The organism is Actinomycetota bacterium, assembly GCA_030018275.1.
In the GTDB taxonomy this organism is placed as follows: Bacteria; Actinomycetota; Aquicultoria; order Subteraquimicrobiales; family Subteraquimicrobiaceae; genus Subteraquimicrobium.
On sequence record JASEGB010000013.1, the window covers coordinates 1 to 17435 of the forward strand.

Consider the following 17435-nt stretch of genomic DNA (forward strand, 5'->3'; position numbering starts at 1 on the left):
CGCCTCTCGGCGACGCAGTTACATTCGGTTACAGGCTGGAGAGTACACCCGAAGAGGACTTTCACCTCTCTGACCATGTACGCTCACAGGCGCACTAGTGGTCGAGCTCGCTCGATTTCAAGGATGATTTCTTACTTTGATTGTAAATTTCCTCAAATTTTAATTTCTCGACCATGGGATTATTCTGAAATATTCTCGGATCTTCTCTAGCGCCTTTTCGCCTCTGATAACGTGCTCATAATAATTCCTCTGCCAAAAAGCTTTTTGCTTATAACCTTTTCTTTTCAATCTGATCGTGATTATGGATTTGAAAGCCTGGATAAATCGAGGCAAACTTTGGTTAGCATCATTAAGGATAAAAATAATATGGATTCTTTTTCTCCTATCAGCTTTTTCTTAAGGTCAGTACATATAGTCACAAAATATGCGCTATTATTTCTATAATTGTAATTTTTTAACCTGAAATTTTTCCTGAATCTGATCATTTTTACATTTAATATTGAGGTGAGTCGCAAATCTAACTCTTATAAAGAGCCGCTTGCAGAGCAAGTGTGAGCGACGGCGTCGCAAGCGCAATTCGAGCAGCTGCGGCAAATTGACTTAGATTTTTAAAACGATGTGCTTCTTCCAACCTGCATCATCTTTCTCGGGAAAATCCTCCCTGAAGTGTACTCCTCGACTCTCCTCGCGCATTAAAGCGGATCTGCAAATGAGCTCAGCGACCATGATCATATTTTGTAGCTCAAATCCTTCCACCGAAGAAAATTCCATATTCAAAATATCCTTGAGGGAATCCATGATCTTGAGGGCTCTCTTCAAGCTGACCCCGGAGCGAGTAACACCCGCGTCTTCCATCATGGTCTTCTGAATCAAATTTCGGCATTCCTCAATCTTTACATCCTTAGGTCTCCGGGAGTATGTGTAAGTCATCCTTATTCCGAGTAAATCTTCTTGAGAAATCTCGTTTACCTCTTCCTCTAGGATATCCATGATCCTCTTGCTGAAAACGAGCCCTTCCAAAAGGGAATTGCTGGCCAACCTGTTTGCCCCATGAACGCCATTGGCGGCAACCTCTCCACTGGCATAGAGACCGCAAAGGCTCGTCCTTCCATAGATGTCCGTTTTAACACCCCCGATCATGAAATGAGCGGCTGGAGAAACGGGGATGAGATCTGTGGACAAATCATATCCGCTCTCCTGGCATCTCTTCCAAATGGTGGGGAATCTCTCCTTAAGTTTCAAAGGGGGGATGTGAGTAGCATCTAAATAGACGCGATCGGTTTTGCAATCGTGCATCACCTTGACCATCTCCCGAACGACAACATTCCGCGGAGCGAGCTCGGCTTCGGGATGGACTTGTGCCATGAATCGATTCCCCTTGCAATCCCTGAGGTAAGCTCCCTCTCCCCTCAGAGCCTCCGTGATTAAAAAGCGAGGATTTTGTGCCTCATCCAAGACGGTGGGATGAAATTGGACGAACTCCATGTCCATTATCTCCGCGCCCGTCCGATAGGCCATGGCAATGCCATCGCCGGTCGAGATCGGCGGATTTGTGGTGACGCTATAAATCTGCCCGGCTCCACCCGTAGCCAGGATGACCGCCTTGGCAAGACAGATTGAAAATCTTCCAAGGGAGGGTTCAAAAATGATGGCACCAATACATCTTCCATCAAAGTCCAAAAGATCAACGACGAAAACATGCTCTTTAATTTGCAAACCGGAACATAGCTTCGCCACCTTCACCAAAGTGCTTTCAATGGCACTTCCCGTGGCATCTCCGGCATGCAAAATTCGGGGCAGCGAATGCCCCCCTTCCCTCGTGAGCCTCATCTCCTCCCCAAAGCGGTCGAATTCGGCTCCCAAATGAATGAGATCGGTTATTCGCCCGGGTCCTTCAGTTACCAGAATCTTCACCACTTGAGGATCGCAGAGACCATCTCCAGCCAAGATGGTGTCCTCAAAGTGGAGTTGGGGCGAATCGTGCTCACCCACAGCTGTTGCCACTCCGCCCTGCGCGTACCAGGTGGTTGACTCCTTGACCTCACTCTTGGTTAAGAGAAGTGTCTTGTACTTCCCACAGGCTCGAAGAGCGGCGGTAAGCCCCGCAATTCCACTGCCAATAACCAGAAGATCATAAATGGATTTCTCCAACTTGTCGGAATCGAAATTTACAAGATATCTCGGTATCATCTTAACCCCCGTCGACTGCCCTTGATTCTATCGACTATGTGTATTAACCGCAGACATTGGTTATACTCTTACATGGTTCACTGTTCACAGTTCACGGTTCACCGTAATTATATACTAGATTAAGCTCATATTCTTGTGGGACTGGTTTTAGCCTATTTCAATCATCCTATTAACTGCTCTTTCGGCTCGAACCCGAATCTCCTCGGGCACGGTGATCCTAGTTTCGAGCGATTCCAAGCCGTGCAAAACCTTTTCTAAAGTTGTGAGTTTCATATCGGGACAGATGGCTTCCTGGGGAACATAGAATTTTTTCTCCGGATTCTCCTTGGATAACCGATAAACCATGCCCGCTTCGGTGCCGACGATTATCTCTTTTGCCTCGACATTTCTCGCGTATCTGATCATTCCCGATGTGCCGTAAATGCCGTCCGCGAAGGCTAAAACTTCGGGGCGACACTCCGGATGAGCCATGAATTTCGCCCCCGGATGCCCTTCCTTTAACTCAAGTATCTGCTCCGCAGTGATATTATCGTGGATGGGACAACAGCCATCCCAAAGAATGATCTCCTTCCCGCTTTTCGAAGCCACATATTTTCCAAGGTTCTTATCGGGAACGAAGATTATTTGCGACTCTTTAAGGGATTCGACAACCTGCACGGCATTGGCAGACGTGCAACAAACATCGCTCTCCGCTTTAACCGCCGCTGAGGAATTAACGTAGCAAACCACCGCCGCTTGAGGATACTCCCTTCTCTTTTTCCTCAATGCCTCTGGAGTTATGGTATCGGCGAGAGGACAGCCCGCATTTGCATCTGGAAGCAGCACCGTCTTGTCTGGACTGAGGATATAAGCGGTCTCAGCCATGAAGTGAACACCACAAAAGACGATCACATCGGCATCGGTCTGTGCAGCTTGGCGGGAAAGACCGAGGGAATCGCCGACAAAATCGGCGATATCTTGAATCTCCCCCACCTGGTAATTGTGGGCGAGAATGACCGCGTTTCTTTCTCTCTTTAATTCGAATATCCTCTCGATCAACTCTCTCATTAAATCCCTTCCTGAATATAATTCGCTGTACAAACAGGTCTTTAGACCTGTTATCCAACTAAGTTATCCAACTAACAGACCTAAAGGCCGTGCCTGCCGGCAGGCAGGTCTGTTTCTACTTTTAAAGATATCTCTCGGAAATTTGAAGATCCTTTCAAAAAGGAGAGTGGATTAGGAAAATGATATCACCGTTATTCTAAATTTCCAATCCTTATCGCATTAAAAGGGGCGGATAAAGAATCGAGGCAACTACTCACGGGTAGTCCCGATGGAAATTTGGCATCCGGTGCGATCTCTAAAAGGGGCATGAGCATGAATGCACGCTGGCACATTAGAGGATGTGGGATAACGAGTTCTTTCCCCTTGATCTCCTGAGAGCCATAAAGGAGGATATCGATATCTATCGTCCGAGGACCCCACTTAATCTTCCGTTTCCTCTTCAGAAATTCCTCCACAAACTGGCATGCCCGTAAGAGTTCCATCGGGGAGAGGATGGTCTCGACCTCAATGGCAATATTATAGAACTTCCGCTGAGATACATACCCCTCCGGTTCAGCTTCATAAATTCCGGAGATATTCCGAATTTCTACATCTTTGTGATTTTTGAGGATCTTAATGGCGGCTCTGAGGTACGCCCTTCGATCACCAATATTTGATCCCAAACTCAGGTACGCCTTCGGCATAAGACCACTTCACTTTCAGTCGATAGTCTCTTAGCCGGACTCCGCACTCCCAACTACAGACTTATCATGGCATCGGTCATCCTGACCACCCTGACCATATCTTTCACATCGTGAACCCGCACGATATTTGCTCCTTGAGCAATTGCATAAGCGACTGTGGCTGCAGTGCCTTCCAACCTTTCTTCCACTGGCAAATCCAACGTAAAACCGATGAAGGATTTGCGAGAGGTACCTATTAAAATGGGATAACCAAGGCTTTTAAGCTCAGGTAATCTACGCATGATCTCCAAATTGTGCTCCCGGGTTTTTCCAAATCCTATTCCGGGATCTACAATGATATTCTCCTTTGGAATCCCGGCCTTTATGGCAATTTGTGCTCTTTCTCTCAAGAAGGAGATTATCTCACCCATCACGCACTTATACTGTGGATTTATCTGCATATCTCGCGGTGTGCCCCGCATATGCATGATCACGACGGGGGTACATCTCTCAGCCACCAATTTGACCATAGCTTCATCGGCTCGAAGTCCACTGATGTCGTTCACAATGGAAGCCCCCGCATCTAAAGCTCGACGAGCGACCTCGCATTTATAGGTATCTATGGATATGGGTTTATCTATTTGAGAGGCAAGCAACTCGATCACGGGGATGACCCTTTCAAGCTCTTGATCCAAACTTACCGGCTCCGCACCAGGACGGGTAGATTCCCCGCCCACATCGATGATATCCGCTCCCTCCTCGACCATTCTTAAGCCATGTTCAACCGCCTTATCCAACCGGCAAAATTTGCCTCCATCCGAAAAGGAATCTGGTGTAACGTTCAATACACCCATAATGTAGGTACGTTGCGAAAGGTCAAGGACATATCCACCGGCTTTTAAGGTATGATATGGCGATCGAAAATTTAGGAGGACTTCTTCAATTTCAGAGGCAATTTTTGAAAGCTCAAAGGGTTGCTCGGTGAGCTTTTCGCAAACCTCCTTAAACTGCTTCAATGTCCCCATGAGGATGATGTCGCTTTTCTCCGCTTTAAGATCATATACACCTCGGGAGATGGCGGCATCTCCACCCCGGGAAAGCATCTCCTGTTTGATGATATTGGCCGCTCTTACATCCATGTCCTCGAGCTTCACCAGTTGGTGAATGGCCTTTGGGCTCATGATCTCGATGCCTTTGGGATCGACGCCAATCTTCCTGAACTCCTCTTTTATCTGGGCAATATCCTTGATCGAAAGTATCCTTGCATTACTCATATTTTTGACCACCGCTTAAATAGGGATAAGGGATGAGTCTAGAGTCAAATTTCTTTCTCCCTCTAGACTTCTCCCTCTAGACTTCTCCCTAGCTTCATTTAGCTTTTAATAAGGGATAGTGCTTCGGCGCGGGAAGCTTCATTGGTGCGGAAAATGCCTCGCACAGCTGAAGTGACGGTCAGAGAACCGGGTTTACGTACTCCCCTCATGCTCATGCAGAGATGCTCAGCTTCTACAATTACGAGAACACCTAAAGGATTTAAAGCCGAGACCAAGGCATCGGCGATGGAAGTCGTGAGGCGCTCTTGGAGCTGGGGTCTTTTGGCCAATACCTCTACGACCCTGGCTAGCTTACTGATTCCAGTGATCCTCCTGCTCCCTCCAGGGATGTAAGCAACATGTGCTTTGCCTACGAAGGGTATGAGGTGATGTTCGCAGACTGAATAAAGAGGAATGTCCTTAACTAGGACTATTTCATCGTGATTCTCGGCAAGAGTTATTTGAATGACTCCCTTTGGATCCTGGGTCAAACCAGCGAATATCTCTTCATACATACTGGCTACTCTAGCTGGAGTATCCTTAAGCCCTGGTCTATTTAGATCCTCGCCAATTCCCTCTAAAATTAAGCGGACTCCCTGCTCAATCTTTTTTCTATCCATTTGAAACTCCTGGTATAATGATTACACAGATTTTATTGCATCCTGATCTTTATAGGATGTCTATTCAACACTTTTGATTCGCTCACAGGTCACCCGTATGGGCGACTTTCGACATTTAGCTCTTTTTTCCTCTAAAAAATAAAAACCACCTCACCTGCTTGGAGGTGAGATGGCGAAAAGCACCCATTAACTCTCAACGGGTCTTAGTTTACCAGGTACCTTTTTTAAGCCGGATTCCCTCCGCTCCGCCCTGACGCTTTCCGATTTCTGTTCTTCAGCAGTTTGCTCCATTTGGGGAACGGGTTCTTCAACACCCTCAAGGAGTCTAACTAGCTCCTCCTTCTCAAGAGTCTCCCTCTCTATGAGCGTGTTAGCGATTTTATCGAGCTTTTCGCAATTCTCTTGGAGTATCGTTCTAGCCTTAGTCCAAGCTTCGTCCACGATACGTTTGATTTCCTTATCAATTTCGTAGGCGACTTCCTGGCTATAATCGGGATGGGATGCGAAATCCCTACCCAAAAAGACCTGATCCTGCTTTTGACCAAGGGTCAATGGACCGAGTTTTTGACTCATACCGTACTCGCAGATCATCTGCCGAGCAATTTTGGTGGTTTTCTCCAAATCGTCTTGAGCACCCGTGGTTATATCTTGGAAGATAATCTCTTCGGCAACGCGCCCGCCCAACAGCATTGCCAGCTCATCGGTGAGCTCCGATTTGGTAACCAAATATCTATCCTCCGTGGGCAGAGTCAAAGTATACCCCAACGCTCTTCCACGTGGGATTATGGAGATTTTATGGACGGGGTCCGTATTCGGCAAGATGTGTGCCACCAGAGCATGTCCGGCTTCATGATAGGCTATTATCTCTTTCTCTTTATCACTAATTAGCTTCGTTCTCCGTTCAGGTCCAGCAATCACCCTGTCTATAGACTCTTCGAGTTCCTCCATATCTATATATTTCTTGCCATGGCGTGCAGCGAGAAGTGCCGCTTCGTTCACCAGGTTAGCCAGATCCGCTCCGGTAAATCCAGGGGTTCGTCTAGCTAAAACTTCGAGATCGACATCCTTTGAAAGAGGCTTATCCCTGGTATGGACCTTGAGTATCCCTACTCTACCCTTAAGATCGGGACGATCGACCACGACCTGGCGATCGAACCTACCTGGTCTTAACAGAGCCGGATCCAGGATGTCGGGACGGTTTGTTGCGGCGATGAGTATCACGTTATCTCTGATATCAAAACCATCCATCTCCACAAGGAGCTGATTAAGGGTCTGTTCACGTTCATCATGACCTCCGCCGAGACCAGCTCCTCGATGGCGTCCCACGGCGTCTATTTCATCCAAGAAGACGATGCAGGGAGCACTGGTCTTTGCTTGATTAAAGAGATCCCGCACTCTGGATGCGCCCACGCCGACGAACATCTCAACGAAATCGGAGCCGCTGATGCTGAAGAAGGGAACGCCAGCTTCACCGGCAATCGCGCGAGCCAGGAGCGTCTTGCCTGCACCGGGCGGTCCATATAGGAGCACTCCCTTGGGTATTTTAGCCCCTAGTGCTCGAAACTTTCCGGGATTGGCCAAGAATTCCTTTATCTCTTGAAGTTCCTCCACCGCTTCATCAAGCCCGGCGACGTCATTGAAGGTTACCTTGGGCATATCCTTGGTCATCATCTTCGCCCGAGCCTTGCCAAAGGACATAACCTTGCTTCCCCCACCCTGCATCTGCTGGAGCATGAATACCCAGATGGCGAGGATTAAGATGAAGGGAAGAAGATTGGAAAGAATCAGCCACCATACAGTCTCTTTTTGGGGATCAACCTGAGTTGAAACTTTGTGCTTGAGCAATACCTCTGAGATGTTGTAGCTTTCAGGGTAGGAGACCTCAAATTGAGTGCCGTTCTGTAACTTTCCTTTGATTATATGATCCTTGTCTAAGATTTTTACTTCCTTTACCTTACCCGCTTCAACCTGAGCGATGAACTTATTCAGAGTCAATTTCTGAGTGGGCTTCTGATTGAAGAGGTAACTTTGGGCTAGGAACAGAATGAGAATTACAATCAGGAAGTAAAAAGCTGCGCTCTTGAAAAACCTCTTCAAAATGAAACCTCCTTAATAATTTCGCGTAATAATCGTAACATAATTTAAATTCATTAGCAATTTAACCAGGGAATAGTGTTGTAAATTATTCTAAGTCTTCAACTTCTAGCTTTAAGATCGTCTTAGTGCCCCTGTTAACTTTAGCCCTATCATCAATTCTATACCCGATCACCCAAAGGATGTGGTCTTTCCCTTGAAGGATGGGAATCCTATCCCTGAGTCTGCGTGGAACCTTCTCATCCACGAAGAAATCTTGCAATTTCTTTTCGCCCTCCATACCCAAGGGTCTAAAACTATCACCCGGTATTCGAGTGCGCAAGATGAGAGGGGGTTTAAGTTTGTCGGCATCGAGATAAGCCTTTTTGTCCTCCTTCAGAATTATTTCACCCTTTGCATCCTTAAATTCAGCCCTTATTCGGATTCCCAGGCTGGGGATATCAATTACGCCCGGAATGTTCAGCAAAACTCTTGGGACCTTGGGGACTTTCAACTTCTCCTTGAGAGTTATGATGAGTGCATCGTATTCGCTCAAGGCGACGAGCCTCCCTGGGAGATCCATTTGCAGATGTGGCAACTTCCCGGAGACGTATCCCAATATCCCCTCCAAATGTTTGAATTCTATACCCCGCAAATTTCCCTTCACCAACTGTATTCCTCTCCGAAGCACTCTTCGCTGAATGGCCAAGGGCAACTTCTGAATCCTCTTACAGGACAATTTCACTAAATCCTTCTCAATCACCGCGACCTCATTGAACTTTTCTTCGGCTATCTCATCGAGGAGGTCTTGTTCCTCACTTAAAATCTCCATGGTTTTAAGGATAACCCCTTTAAAATTTGGATTATACCGCTCCAGAGCCGGAATGAGCTGATGGCGAACCTTATTCCGCAAATAAGAGGTATCGAGATTCGATAGGTCCAGTCGAAATTCTATCCCCTTTTCTCCGCAATATTCCTGAATTTCGTCTCGGGTTGATTCAATCAAGGGACGAATGTATTCACCCCTCACCGGAAGCATCCCCCTTAGGCCTTCCTGTCCCGATCCCCGTAGGAGCCTCATGAGAAAGGTCTCAACCTGGTCATCGGCATGGTGTCCAAGGGCAATCCTATTGGCTTTTATCTCTCGACCGACCTTTTCCAGCAATCTATATCTGACCTCACGAGCTGCCTCCTCGGGGGAAAGACGCTCTTTTCTCATATATGCTGGTACGTCAAAGGAGAGAATGGTAGAGGGACATTCCAGCCTTTCAGCCAATTTTTGGACGAAAAGGGCATCCTCTTCTGATTCTTTGCGCATCATGTGGTTTAGATGGAATACATGAAGCTTCAATCCCAGTTCACCGCACAGAGCAGTTAGAATGTAGAGCAAGGCAACGGAGTCCGGTCCACCGGAGACGGCCACCAGAACCCTATCACCGCTCTTAAGCATATCGTATTTTTCGATGGTCGCCAGCACCTTTCGTTCCAAAGGATGCCTTTCATCCGAAAGAGTTTTCATGAAAACACCTCATTATATGAGTTTCATAAATTCAAAATTTAAAATCCAAGATGAAAAATGACAACGTAAAATCCAAAAACCGGAGTCTGACTCCAAGGTCTTATAATTTTTGACTTTGGACTTAAAATGATTTTGGATTTTGATCTGTAATTCTGATTTTTGATTTTTGAGTATTTCCAATCGTTGTCAAATTACTGTCAAATACCACTGCAGTCACATCGGTGTCAATGTTCTCCTGTAAAATACCGCACGACGCCATAGTGAATCCCTTCTGCTACCTTCCACTGGTATTCTTCGCTATTGAGCAACCTATCCTCTTCGGGATTGGTTAAGAAACCCGCCTCCACAAGGATCACAGGGACCTTTGACCAATTGAAACCGGTGAAATCGCTGCGTGGCACGATCCCGTTATTCCGGCAATTGCAGGATTTGACGAGTTCTCGTTGCACCAACCCTGCAGATCGAAGGCTTTCAAGGTAAATGGATTCCGTCCATTGGTTCCTCGCCGGATAAAAGGTGGTGATACCGCTAACTGATGGATCATTGCTACCATTACAATGTATGCGAACGAAGAGGTCAGCGCCGACCCTATTTGCAATGGTTGCTCGTTCAATGTTGCTTATATTGACATTATCGGTTTCCCTGGTCATGACCACGACAACACCTGACCTTCCCAATAGATTTTTTAATTTGAATGCTATCTGCAGAGTTATTCTGTATTCGGGAACGCCGGATGATACCCCCCTGGCGCCTCCCTTACATTTTTCCTTCATTCGCGAGGAACGTGGAGCGATGGGCTCAAGGTTCAAATTCCCACGAGCTTGATGCCCTGGGTCGATGCAGACGCACTTTCCCGCCACCTCGCCGGGAAGGGTTTTGGAACCACCAGCCTCGGTATCCAATTTATTTCTCACAATGGATTCTATGGTCTCGGAAACCTGAGAAAATTTTTCCTCAAAAAATCCCGTTATTGCCGAAACTAAATTATTTGCCTCTTCGATACTCTCTCGCTTATTTGCATTGGGTGTGGCAGGGATGGAGAGGACGCTGAAGAGGAATAGAAATATGATGACGAAATTCAGAACTCTTTTCATAACTTTATCGCCTCAGATGACCACGAGGTCATCAAAGATATTTTTCAGGGTCAAGGCCATTGTAAGCGAGCCCTCCACGGTTATTCTCCTCCGGAAGAAAGCAGCGTCAGGATCGATTCGGCCCAAAAAGAGCCCCATAAAAACCTTCAATGACCCGGTAAAGATTACATCTGGCTGGTAATTGCGAGTTAAATCTCGTGGAAGTGGTCCTCTAATTGAGCCCTCTTCAATGTTAAAGATGTAAGGTCTTTGGAATTCTGTTAATTTAAGGGCAAAGATTTTTCCATTCAAAGGGATCAATCTTTCCTTCAGATGGATATTTTTGTGAGTCAAGACTATGATCGCCTTCAAAAATAACTCCCCTAACTTGTAGAGCATATTAAGCGCTTTTCCCTCCCCGTAAAATAGCAAGTGTCCAATCTATATGCTGAGAGTGAAGCCAATTTCTTCTCGGCTTGAGTCGGCGATATCTCTCCATCGATCACTGCCTTGAAGATATCAGCAATCCCCACGACATTCTCCGGGATAGTCTCGATTCTTATACCCGCAACCCCCATTCCCTGAAATCTCTTAAGATGAGAGATGAGGCAATAGGTCTTGGCATTGTAAACTGCCGGTCCATTCATTATGAACAATGGTTCATCTTCCAAAGTGGCTTGGGGAAGATTCTTCACCTCGTAGCATTTGAACCCACAGTCCCTCCTTAGCTTTCCAAATGCCCTAGCCGTATAGCATCGCCAAGAGAAGGCTATAGGAAAGTTACCATAAACGACCACTTCGAAAGGGATATCGATCTCCTGACACATTTTCTCCATGGTATTCATGGATATGTCCACGGGGAAAAGTATTCGACGAATTTTGTATTTCAACAGAAACCTCGCCGACTGAGGATTATAAACATTGAAGAAGGGACCCAGCGTCAAAGATTTCTCTCTAAATTCTTTTAGCCAGACATTAAAGATGCCCATGTTATTAACCTCTATCTCGTGAGCTTTTGCCATCAATGCACGGCTTTTATTCAGATCCTCTTCATTGGTGGGCAAAACAAGAGTGGATAGAATGACCTCTTTGCCCGCTTTTTTCAATGAATCTTGAATCTCGATGAAAAGTTCTGGATCAAGTATGTCCCTTTTTGTGCAAGCGATTTCCCCAACATATGCCCTATTTATAGCGGGATGAGCAGCGACTTTTCGATAGTAATCCAAAATTTTCTCTTTGCCCCAATTGGTGGGAAGCGGACCTATGGCTATTTCCATTGCATTTGCTCCTTTAACCTTGCACCCACAATTTACAACCGACCTGACCTGGACTATCAACGAGTTAAGTTATCGCAGGTTAATCCATCTTGTTAATAATTCACCAGATCAACAATTTCACTTCTCCGCATAACAACCGATTATGATTTCCGCGCTTCCGAAAAGAGACGAGAGCCGCTTCAGCCATACTTCACGAACGGTAAAAGAATCGGGATGGGCATAGTAAGCGTCGATTGCTCGTCTAAAAATTCGACCCGTTGTTCTCACATAGCATCGGGATCTTTGCCTTCCTTCAATCTTTAAGGCATCGACTCCACTCCTTATGACATCGGGGAGGATGGGCAGAATATTGAGAGGCATGGGGAATTGCATCGGATACCCCACACTATTTAAGAGAAGATTACAATATTTGCTCTTACAAGGTGTTGGATAAGAGAAAACTTCCTCCGGTTCGAGCACGTTCAACAGATGACCATTCAATCTTATCTCCAGTCTATTATTCTTCCAATTGAATACGACAAAATCTGAGGGGGAGCACATCCCATAGGTATTATTGGAGACACCAGTGAGATACGGGGAAAGATAGCATCTACCTTCACAATTTATGCACAATACACCATAGGCAAATATCTCCAATTCGACGGATGTCAATGCCCTGAGTTCCCTGATCTCATCGAGATGCATAACCCTGGGAAGGGTGACGCTCTTTATGCCAAACTCCCTCTCGTAAAATTCGATGGCTTGAGCATTGCAGGCCGAAGCCAGGACACTCAAATGAATGGGAAAATTTGGGAAGTTGTTCCTCACAAACTCCAATGCGCTGAGGTCGCTGACGATTATGGCATCGGCTCCAACGGAGTAAGCAGCCTGTACACACTTATAACAATCATCAAGTTCGCCTATTTGAGGATAGGTGTTTACCGTAACATAAATCTTCTTTCCCCTTCGATGAGCAAATTCAATACCCTTCTTTAGCTCCTCTAGGGAAAAATTTAAACCCGGAAAATTTCGGGCATTTGTGGGGGCTCTGAAGCCGACATAAACCGCATCGGCGCCATTTTCCACCGCTTCTTTGAGACCGGCGAGAGTTCCTGCTGGCATTCTGAGCTCAACTTTTTTCGTTATTTCCATGGACGATCTTCCACCTTTTAAAATATTTTAACCCAAAAACGCAGTAAAAGGAATTTGAGAAAACGCAGGTTTTAAAATCTTTGATTGAATGCACATCGGGGTTAATTCTCCGTAAAAAGAAGGAGATACTAACAAATAAATCGAATATAGAAAGATGAAAAACAAATACTTTCGTTGGAGCAAAATACTTCCTCTGTCCCCATAATTCTTCCAGCATTCTTGCGCTATACAACGTTTTCACACCATTGAAAGGGGTGAGTTTTTCCTTTGAAAAGGACAACCCCTATGGCGCATAAAAAAATCAATGAAGATATTTCACAGCTGCAAAATTTGATTAAGAATGAAAAAGCACAAATCACCAAAGATATCCAAGAGAAAATCGATCAAGTATTACATGATATTTGTATTGACCTGGAAACTTGCAAAAGAAAAATATCTAGAAATGAGCTTCGGGAAGCAAAAGATGAGCTTTGCCACGTAAAGAAAACCATGTCTACATGCATTTTGGAAGTCCGCAAAATCATATATCAGCTGAGATTAAGAGCTAACGGATGCTCTAGTTCGTCAGGAGGTACAGATAGAAAATTATCGATTGTCGAAAGATTGATGGGGAATGAGAGTCTCAAAATCGCTGAGGTATTACACGATACCACCCTACAAAAGCTTGCCACTCTCCTGGTTGGGGTGCAACTTTGTGAAAGACTTTTGTCCAAAGATATTCGCAAGGTGAGAATGCAAATCGCCAATCTTAGAAATCTAGCTCTGGATACTCGCCGGGAAGTAGCAAAATTTCCCCTCGAACGGGACATCACAGAAGAAAATTTTCTCCTCATATCCGCATTGAAGGAACATCTAATAACCTTTCAAAACATTTCAAACATAACAGTTGAACTGCGCATCAAAGGAAAAGAGGATGGAATCTCCCAAAAAGTCAAAATCAATCTGTTTAAAATAATCAAAGAAGCCTTGACCAATATAGAAAAGCATGCCAAGGCAAATAGGGTGGAAATAGATTTAAATATGGCTGGTGATCGAATATTAGCCACCGTTGCCGATAACGGCAGAGGATTCGATTTAACTGCGAGTGTCGCCAAATCGAGAATATCTGGACATTTGGGTCTTACATGGATGGATGAGAAAGTTAGAGCCTTGGAGGGCACCCTCACCATCAATACCAATCCCGGGAAGGGCACAAGGATAATGGTGGACATTCCGAATTCGCGGGTATCTTAAATTGTTGGCTTCGCTAGATTCGAGGAAAAGATGAGGGGACTGAAAATCTTAATAGTAGACGATCATAACCTCTTTCGTAAGGGATTACGAAAGATCCTTGAATTGGAAAAGGATATAGGCATCATTGAGGAAGCAGCAAATGCTTCTGAAGCCGTTCAAAAGTCCAAGGAAATATGTCCCGATGTGGTATTGATGGATATAACCATGCCCGAGACGGATGGCATAGAGGCAACGAGACTTATAAAAACAGTTTCCCCCACAAGTGATATAATTATCCTCTCCATGCACGATGATGATCACTACCTCTTTGGAGCAATTAAAGCGGGAGCTAGAGGTTATGTACTTAAAGAAGCAACCGTTGAAGAGCTTGTGGAAAGCATTAAAGCCACAGTAAAGGGAGAAAGCCCGCTTAATCCCATATTAGCTCGCCGAATTTTGGACGAATTCGCCAACTCGCAGAAAGCTGAGATTGTACAGGGCGATTTTGATAAGCTGACTCAAAGGGAAAAGGAGATTTTAAAATTTGTAGCCGGGGGCAAGAAAAATGAAGAGATAGCAAAAAAGCTATTCATAAGCGAAAAGACGGTCAAGAATCACCTTTCAAATACTTCCACAAACTACATTGTAATGATCGAACTCAAGCCGTATTAGAGGGCGTTCGGCTGGGAATAATCGAGATCGAACATTAATTAGACTACTGTGTATTCTTTTCTTCATATTGCACATGAATCCGAGTTTTCCCATAGTCGGTATATATGATGACGAACGCAAATTGTTTTCCTTTAGTGAATGGATACACATACCCTCCGGCTTTCCTCTCCATCTTGGGTTCTGGTTGTACCCAACCTTGGGTGGGAAGTTTAGACTCATAATATTGCTGCACTTGCTCCAAACTGTCAACCGTGAAAGAGACTATTTGTTGTACCTCGCCATGCGGGGTTTTATTTTTCACCCTATTTTCGATTTTCGCATTTGGATACAACAACTCTGAGGGGGAACTGCTTATATCAACTTCTTTTCTCTTCGCTTCCTGAGTTTCGACTTTTACGCTGGTTTCTTCTTTGACCTCTTCCTTGGCCTCCTTCTTGACCGCTTCCCTGGCTTTTCTCTCAACAGATCTCTTCGGTGATCGGAAACACCCCGAAAAAAGAATGGATGCAATTAAAAGGAAACAAAATGAAACAAAGATAAATCTTCTTTTCTTCACGTAATACACGCCCTTGAAAGATTTAGCGCTTTAACTCTAAAGGATTTGTAGCAGCAGGTCAAGCCCGAATTGGGAGGTCCGATTGGAAATAATTGAAATTGAACACTAATTTAAGACCAAAGACCCATTTAAAATGGGTCTTGTTTTTTGTTTGATTATCTTATAGGCGAGTTCACCTGCTGGGAAATGTAGGGGGCGGGGTTACCTGCCCATCCGTCAGGCGGGTCCCCGCCCAAAACAAAATCGGCGGATGAACCGCCGCGCTACAGGAAATTTTGCGGGAGATGAACTCCCGCACTACTAAAATCCCGATGTAGGGGCGGGTCTCCGTGCCCGCCCAATGCTAAGAGGTTCAAAAGCGTTGGGGCAAATAAAAGTTCTGGTAGTTGATGATGACGCGCTATTTCGGCGAGTACTTTGCGAATCGCTTGAACTGGAAAAGGACCTTCAAGTGGTTGGGGAAGCCGCTGATGGCGAGGAAGCTATATCCAAAGCGCAAGAATTTATCCCAGATGTAATTCTCATGGACCTTAAGATGCCAAAGATGAATGGAGCGGCGGCGACTCGCTACATAAAGTCGAAAGAACCGAAAATAAAGGTGATCATGCTCTCCGCATATGTGGATAAGCAACTCATCGCAGAATCTTTGCAAGCCGGAGCCAACGCTTATCTACTCAAGGACCAACCCCTTCAAAACATCATCCGAACGATAAGGATCGTCTGTCACGCACCAGAATGGTATTAATAAATCCCTTCGAACACAGGTTTGGGTGACCATAGACCTAGAAAAATAATGAAACTTAAGTCCTATTCAAATTGGGTCTTTTTATGTGCTTAGATAAAAAAAGAAAAGGCAGTATGAGACCGAAGGAGGATAAAATGGGGAGACTTAAGGTGTTAATTGCCGAGGATCATGAACTGATGCGAAAGGGGCTTCGAAGCGTACTCCAATTAGAGGATGCATTTGACATCGTAGGAGAAGCAAAGGATGGTCAAGAGGCAATAGAAAAGGCGAAAACACATCAGCCAGATGTGGTTTTAATGGATCTGAGGATGCCCGATGTGGATGGGATAAGGGCATGTCGAGAGATCCACTCCCGCTTCCCGGAAATAAAAATTTTGGTATTGACCGCTTATGAAACCGATGAGGATATCTTCACATCGCTTCAAGCGGGAATCTCGGGTTACCTGCTTAAGGATATAAGCCCTGAGGAACTCTTAAAGGCCATCCGCACAGTTTCGGAGGGAAAATCCATTCTCCATCCTTCAGTTGCCCGCAAAGTTCTGGATAGACTCTCCTCACCTTTGGAATCACAGATGAGTGATTGTGAATCCTCTCCATTAACTGCAAGAGAAAAGGAAGTTCTCAACTTAATGACCCGTGGTTTGAAAAACAGAGATATCGCTAAGACTTTGTTCATCAGCGAAAAAACCGTTAAAACCCATGTGAGCAGCATCCTTCGCAAGCTCAAGCAATCCGACCGCACCCAGGCTGTACTCCATGCCATCCGCCAAGGTTTAGCTAAATAAAATTAACTACCGCCAATTATCTTTTCTTCACCCATCTATCCAAATCTTTTCGATGAACCACAGCTAAAATAGATATATTTTCGCCGACAACCTCATAAAGCACTCGATAATCACCTACTCTTAATCTCACAAATTCATCTTCCAAGCCTTTTAAATGCTCAAATTTTTTGCCCTTTGGAAAAGGGTCATCCTCTAAAGCCAAGATCGCTTTGATTATTCCATTTCGAGCAGCAGGATTAAGCTTTTCTATTTGCTTATAAACACTCTTGGGGACACGGGCTTATATTTCACTTCAAAGCCTTGAGTTCCTTAGCTCCTACGACTTGACCTCTTTTAACCTCTTCTCTGGCGATCTTCCTCATTTTAACATATCGGGGGTGATGAGCAAGAATGTAATCCTCTACCTCCTCCTCGCTTAACGGGATAAGCACCCACAGGGTCTTCCTTTATAGGTTAGAATATACTCCTTTTTCTCCTCGCGCAGGGTCCTCAAAATCTCGCTGGTTTTTGTCTTTAACTCCCTTACCCCTACAAAAGGCATACTTAATCCTCCTTTAATT

General features: G+C 45.2%; 20 protein-coding genes. 5 read left to right on the forward strand and 15 right to left on the reverse strand.

Annotated features, from left to right (window positions below):
- On the forward strand, positions 1 to 210 hold a 210-nt coding region (locus tag QMD66_06145), incomplete at its 5' end, for a hypothetical protein (protein ID MDI6822419.1).
- 390 nt (positions 211 to 600) lie between these two features.
- Here the strand turns inward: QMD66_06145 and nadB are convergent.
- The 11 genes from nadB to QMD66_06200 all read right to left on the reverse strand — a co-directional run bounded on the left by nadB (position 601) and on the right by QMD66_06200 (position 12905).
- Positions 601 to 2190, reverse strand: a complete 1590-nt coding sequence (gene nadB / locus QMD66_06150; protein ID MDI6822420.1) for an L-aspartate oxidase — start codon at positions 2188 to 2190, stop codon at positions 601 to 603.
- Between the two features lie 147 nt (positions 2191 to 2337).
- A complete protein-coding gene (gene nadA, locus QMD66_06155; protein ID MDI6822421.1) occupies positions 2338 to 3237 on the reverse strand; it encodes a quinolinate synthase NadA in 900 nt (299 codons plus the stop codon).
- 191 nt (positions 3238 to 3428) lie between these two features.
- Complete coding sequence (gene folK / locus QMD66_06160) at positions 3429 to 3920, reverse strand: 2-amino-4-hydroxy-6-hydroxymethyldihydropteridine diphosphokinase (protein MDI6822422.1); 492 nt, start codon at positions 3918 to 3920, stop codon at positions 3429 to 3431.
- Positions 3921 to 3973: 53 nt separating this feature from the next.
- Complete coding sequence (gene folP, locus QMD66_06165; protein ID MDI6822423.1) at positions 3974 to 5173, reverse strand: dihydropteroate synthase; 1200 nt, start codon at positions 5171 to 5173, stop codon at positions 3974 to 3976.
- A 98-nt stretch (positions 5174 to 5271) separates the two neighbouring features.
- Entirely contained in the window at positions 5272 to 5832 is a 561-nt protein-coding gene (folE, locus tag QMD66_06170) for a GTP cyclohydrolase I FolE (protein ID MDI6822424.1), read from the reverse strand.
- A 186-nt stretch (positions 5833 to 6018) separates the two neighbouring features.
- Positions 6019 to 7929, reverse strand: coding sequence for an ATP-dependent zinc metalloprotease FtsH (gene ftsH / locus QMD66_06175; GenBank protein MDI6822425.1), 1911 nt, complete (start codon positions 7927 to 7929; stop codon positions 6019 to 6021).
- Positions 7930 to 8014: 85 nt separating this feature from the next.
- Complete coding sequence (gene tilS / locus QMD66_06180) at positions 8015 to 9424, reverse strand: tRNA lysidine(34) synthetase TilS (GenBank protein MDI6822426.1); 1410 nt, start codon at positions 9422 to 9424, stop codon at positions 8015 to 8017.
- Between the two features lie 224 nt (positions 9425 to 9648).
- Positions 9649 to 10518, reverse strand: coding sequence for an N-acetylmuramoyl-L-alanine amidase (locus QMD66_06185; GenBank protein MDI6822427.1), 870 nt, complete (start codon positions 10516 to 10518; stop codon positions 9649 to 9651).
- Between the two features lie 12 nt (positions 10519 to 10530).
- Positions 10531 to 10896 carry an SCP2 sterol-binding domain-containing protein gene (locus QMD66_06190; GenBank protein MDI6822428.1) on the reverse strand — a complete coding sequence of 122 codons (366 nt, stop codon included), beginning with the start codon at positions 10894 to 10896 and terminating at the stop codon, positions 10531 to 10533.
- Complete coding sequence (locus tag QMD66_06195; GenBank protein ID MDI6822429.1) at positions 10881 to 11774, reverse strand: U32 family peptidase; 894 nt, start codon at positions 11772 to 11774, stop codon at positions 10881 to 10883. Before QMD66_06195 ends, QMD66_06190 begins: the two co-directional genes overlap by 16 nt.
- 117 nt (positions 11775 to 11891) lie before the next feature.
- Positions 11892 to 12905, reverse strand: coding sequence for a peptidase U32 family protein (locus QMD66_06200; GenBank protein ID MDI6822430.1), 1014 nt, complete (start codon positions 12903 to 12905; stop codon positions 11892 to 11894).
- A 285-nt stretch (positions 12906 to 13190) separates the two neighbouring features.
- Here QMD66_06200 and QMD66_06205 point away from each other — a divergent pair, with 285 nt between their 5' ends.
- Together QMD66_06205 and QMD66_06210 are read left to right on the forward strand one after the other, a co-directional pair.
- Positions 13191 to 14138 (forward strand): ATP-binding protein, encoded by a 948-nt coding sequence (locus tag QMD66_06205; protein MDI6822431.1) that lies wholly within the window; start codon positions 13191 to 13193, stop codon positions 14136 to 14138.
- 30 nt (positions 14139 to 14168) lie between these two features.
- Complete coding sequence (locus QMD66_06210) at positions 14169 to 14789, forward strand: response regulator transcription factor (GenBank protein MDI6822432.1); 621 nt, start codon at positions 14169 to 14171, stop codon at positions 14787 to 14789.
- Between the two features lie 43 nt (positions 14790 to 14832).
- On the opposite strand, the gene QMD66_06215 is transcribed toward QMD66_06210, so the two are convergent.
- The gene (locus QMD66_06215; GenBank protein ID MDI6822433.1) at positions 14833 to 15345 is read right to left on the reverse strand and encodes a hypothetical protein; all 513 of its coding nucleotides are present in this window, start codon (positions 15343 to 15345) and stop codon (positions 14833 to 14835) included.
- Between the two features lie 361 nt (positions 15346 to 15706).
- On the opposite strand from QMD66_06215, the gene QMD66_06220 reads away from it, so the two are divergent.
- Together QMD66_06220 and QMD66_06225 are read left to right on the forward strand one after the other, a co-directional pair.
- Positions 15707 to 16090, forward strand: a complete 384-nt coding sequence (locus QMD66_06220; protein ID MDI6822434.1) for a response regulator transcription factor — start codon at positions 15707 to 15709, stop codon at positions 16088 to 16090.
- Between the two features lie 134 nt (positions 16091 to 16224).
- Complete coding sequence (locus QMD66_06225) at positions 16225 to 16875, forward strand: response regulator transcription factor (protein MDI6822435.1); 651 nt, start codon at positions 16225 to 16227, stop codon at positions 16873 to 16875.
- 16 nt (positions 16876 to 16891) lie between these two features.
- Here the strand turns inward: QMD66_06225 and QMD66_06230 are convergent, their stop codons facing one another.
- From QMD66_06230 to QMD66_06240, 3 genes are read right to left on the reverse strand one after another with little or no spacing between them, the layout of a single operon-like run.
- Positions 16892 to 17125 carry a type II toxin-antitoxin system RelE/ParE family toxin gene (locus QMD66_06230; protein ID MDI6822436.1) on the reverse strand — a complete coding sequence of 78 codons (234 nt, stop codon included), beginning with the start codon at positions 17123 to 17125 and terminating at the stop codon, positions 16892 to 16894.
- Positions 17126 to 17162: 37 nt separating this feature from the next.
- Complete coding sequence (locus QMD66_06235) at positions 17163 to 17306, reverse strand: hypothetical protein (protein MDI6822437.1); 144 nt, start codon at positions 17304 to 17306, stop codon at positions 17163 to 17165.
- Positions 17291 to 17416: a hypothetical protein gene (locus tag QMD66_06240; GenBank protein ID MDI6822438.1), complete on the reverse strand. Its 126-nt coding sequence runs from the start codon at positions 17414 to 17416 to the stop codon at positions 17291 to 17293. Before QMD66_06240 ends, QMD66_06235 begins: the two co-directional genes overlap by 16 nt.
- Positions 17417 to 17435: the final 19 nt, after the last annotated feature.

Coding starts and splice junctions, on each gene's coding strand:
- nadB (MDI6822420.1), bottom strand. CDS start 2,190: ATGATACCGAGATATCTTGTAAATTTCGATTCCGACAAGTTGGAGAAA.
- nadA (MDI6822421.1), bottom strand. CDS start 3,237: ATGAGAGAGTTGATCGAGAGGATATTCGAATTAAAGAGAGAAAGAAAC.
- folK (MDI6822422.1), bottom strand. CDS start 3,920: ATGCCGAAGGCGTACCTGAGTTTGGGATCAAATATTGGTGATCGAAGG.
- folP (MDI6822423.1), bottom strand. CDS start 5,173: ATGAGTAATGCAAGGATACTTTCGATCAAGGATATTGCCCAGATAAAA.
- folE (MDI6822424.1), bottom strand. CDS start 5,832: ATGGATAGAAAAAAGATTGAGCAGGGAGTCCGCTTAATTTTAGAGGGA.
- tilS (MDI6822426.1), bottom strand. CDS start 9,424: ATGAAAACTCTTTCGGATGAAAGGCATCCTTTGGAACGAAAGGTGCTG.
- QMD66_06185 (MDI6822427.1), bottom strand. CDS start 10,518: ATGAAAAGAGTTCTGAATTTCGTCATCATATTTCTATTCCTCTTCAGC.
- QMD66_06190 (MDI6822428.1), bottom strand. CDS start 10,896: ATGCTCTACAAGTTAGGGGAGTTATTTTTGAAGGCGATCATAGTCTTG.
- QMD66_06195 (MDI6822429.1), bottom strand. CDS start 11,774: ATGGAAATAGCCATAGGTCCGCTTCCCACCAATTGGGGCAAAGAGAAA.
- QMD66_06200 (MDI6822430.1), bottom strand. CDS start 12,905: ATGGAAATAACGAAAAAAGTTGAGCTCAGAATGCCAGCAGGAACTCTC.
- QMD66_06205 (MDI6822431.1), top strand. CDS start 13,191: ATGGCGCATAAAAAAATCAATGAAGATATTTCACAGCTGCAAAATTTG.
- QMD66_06210 (MDI6822432.1), top strand. CDS start 14,169: ATGAGGGGACTGAAAATCTTAATAGTAGACGATCATAACCTCTTTCGT.
- QMD66_06225 (MDI6822435.1), top strand. CDS start 16,225: ATGGGGAGACTTAAGGTGTTAATTGCCGAGGATCATGAACTGATGCGA.
- QMD66_06240 (MDI6822438.1), bottom strand. CDS start 17,416: ATGCCTTTTGTAGGGGTAAGGGAGTTAAAGACAAAAACCAGCGAGATT.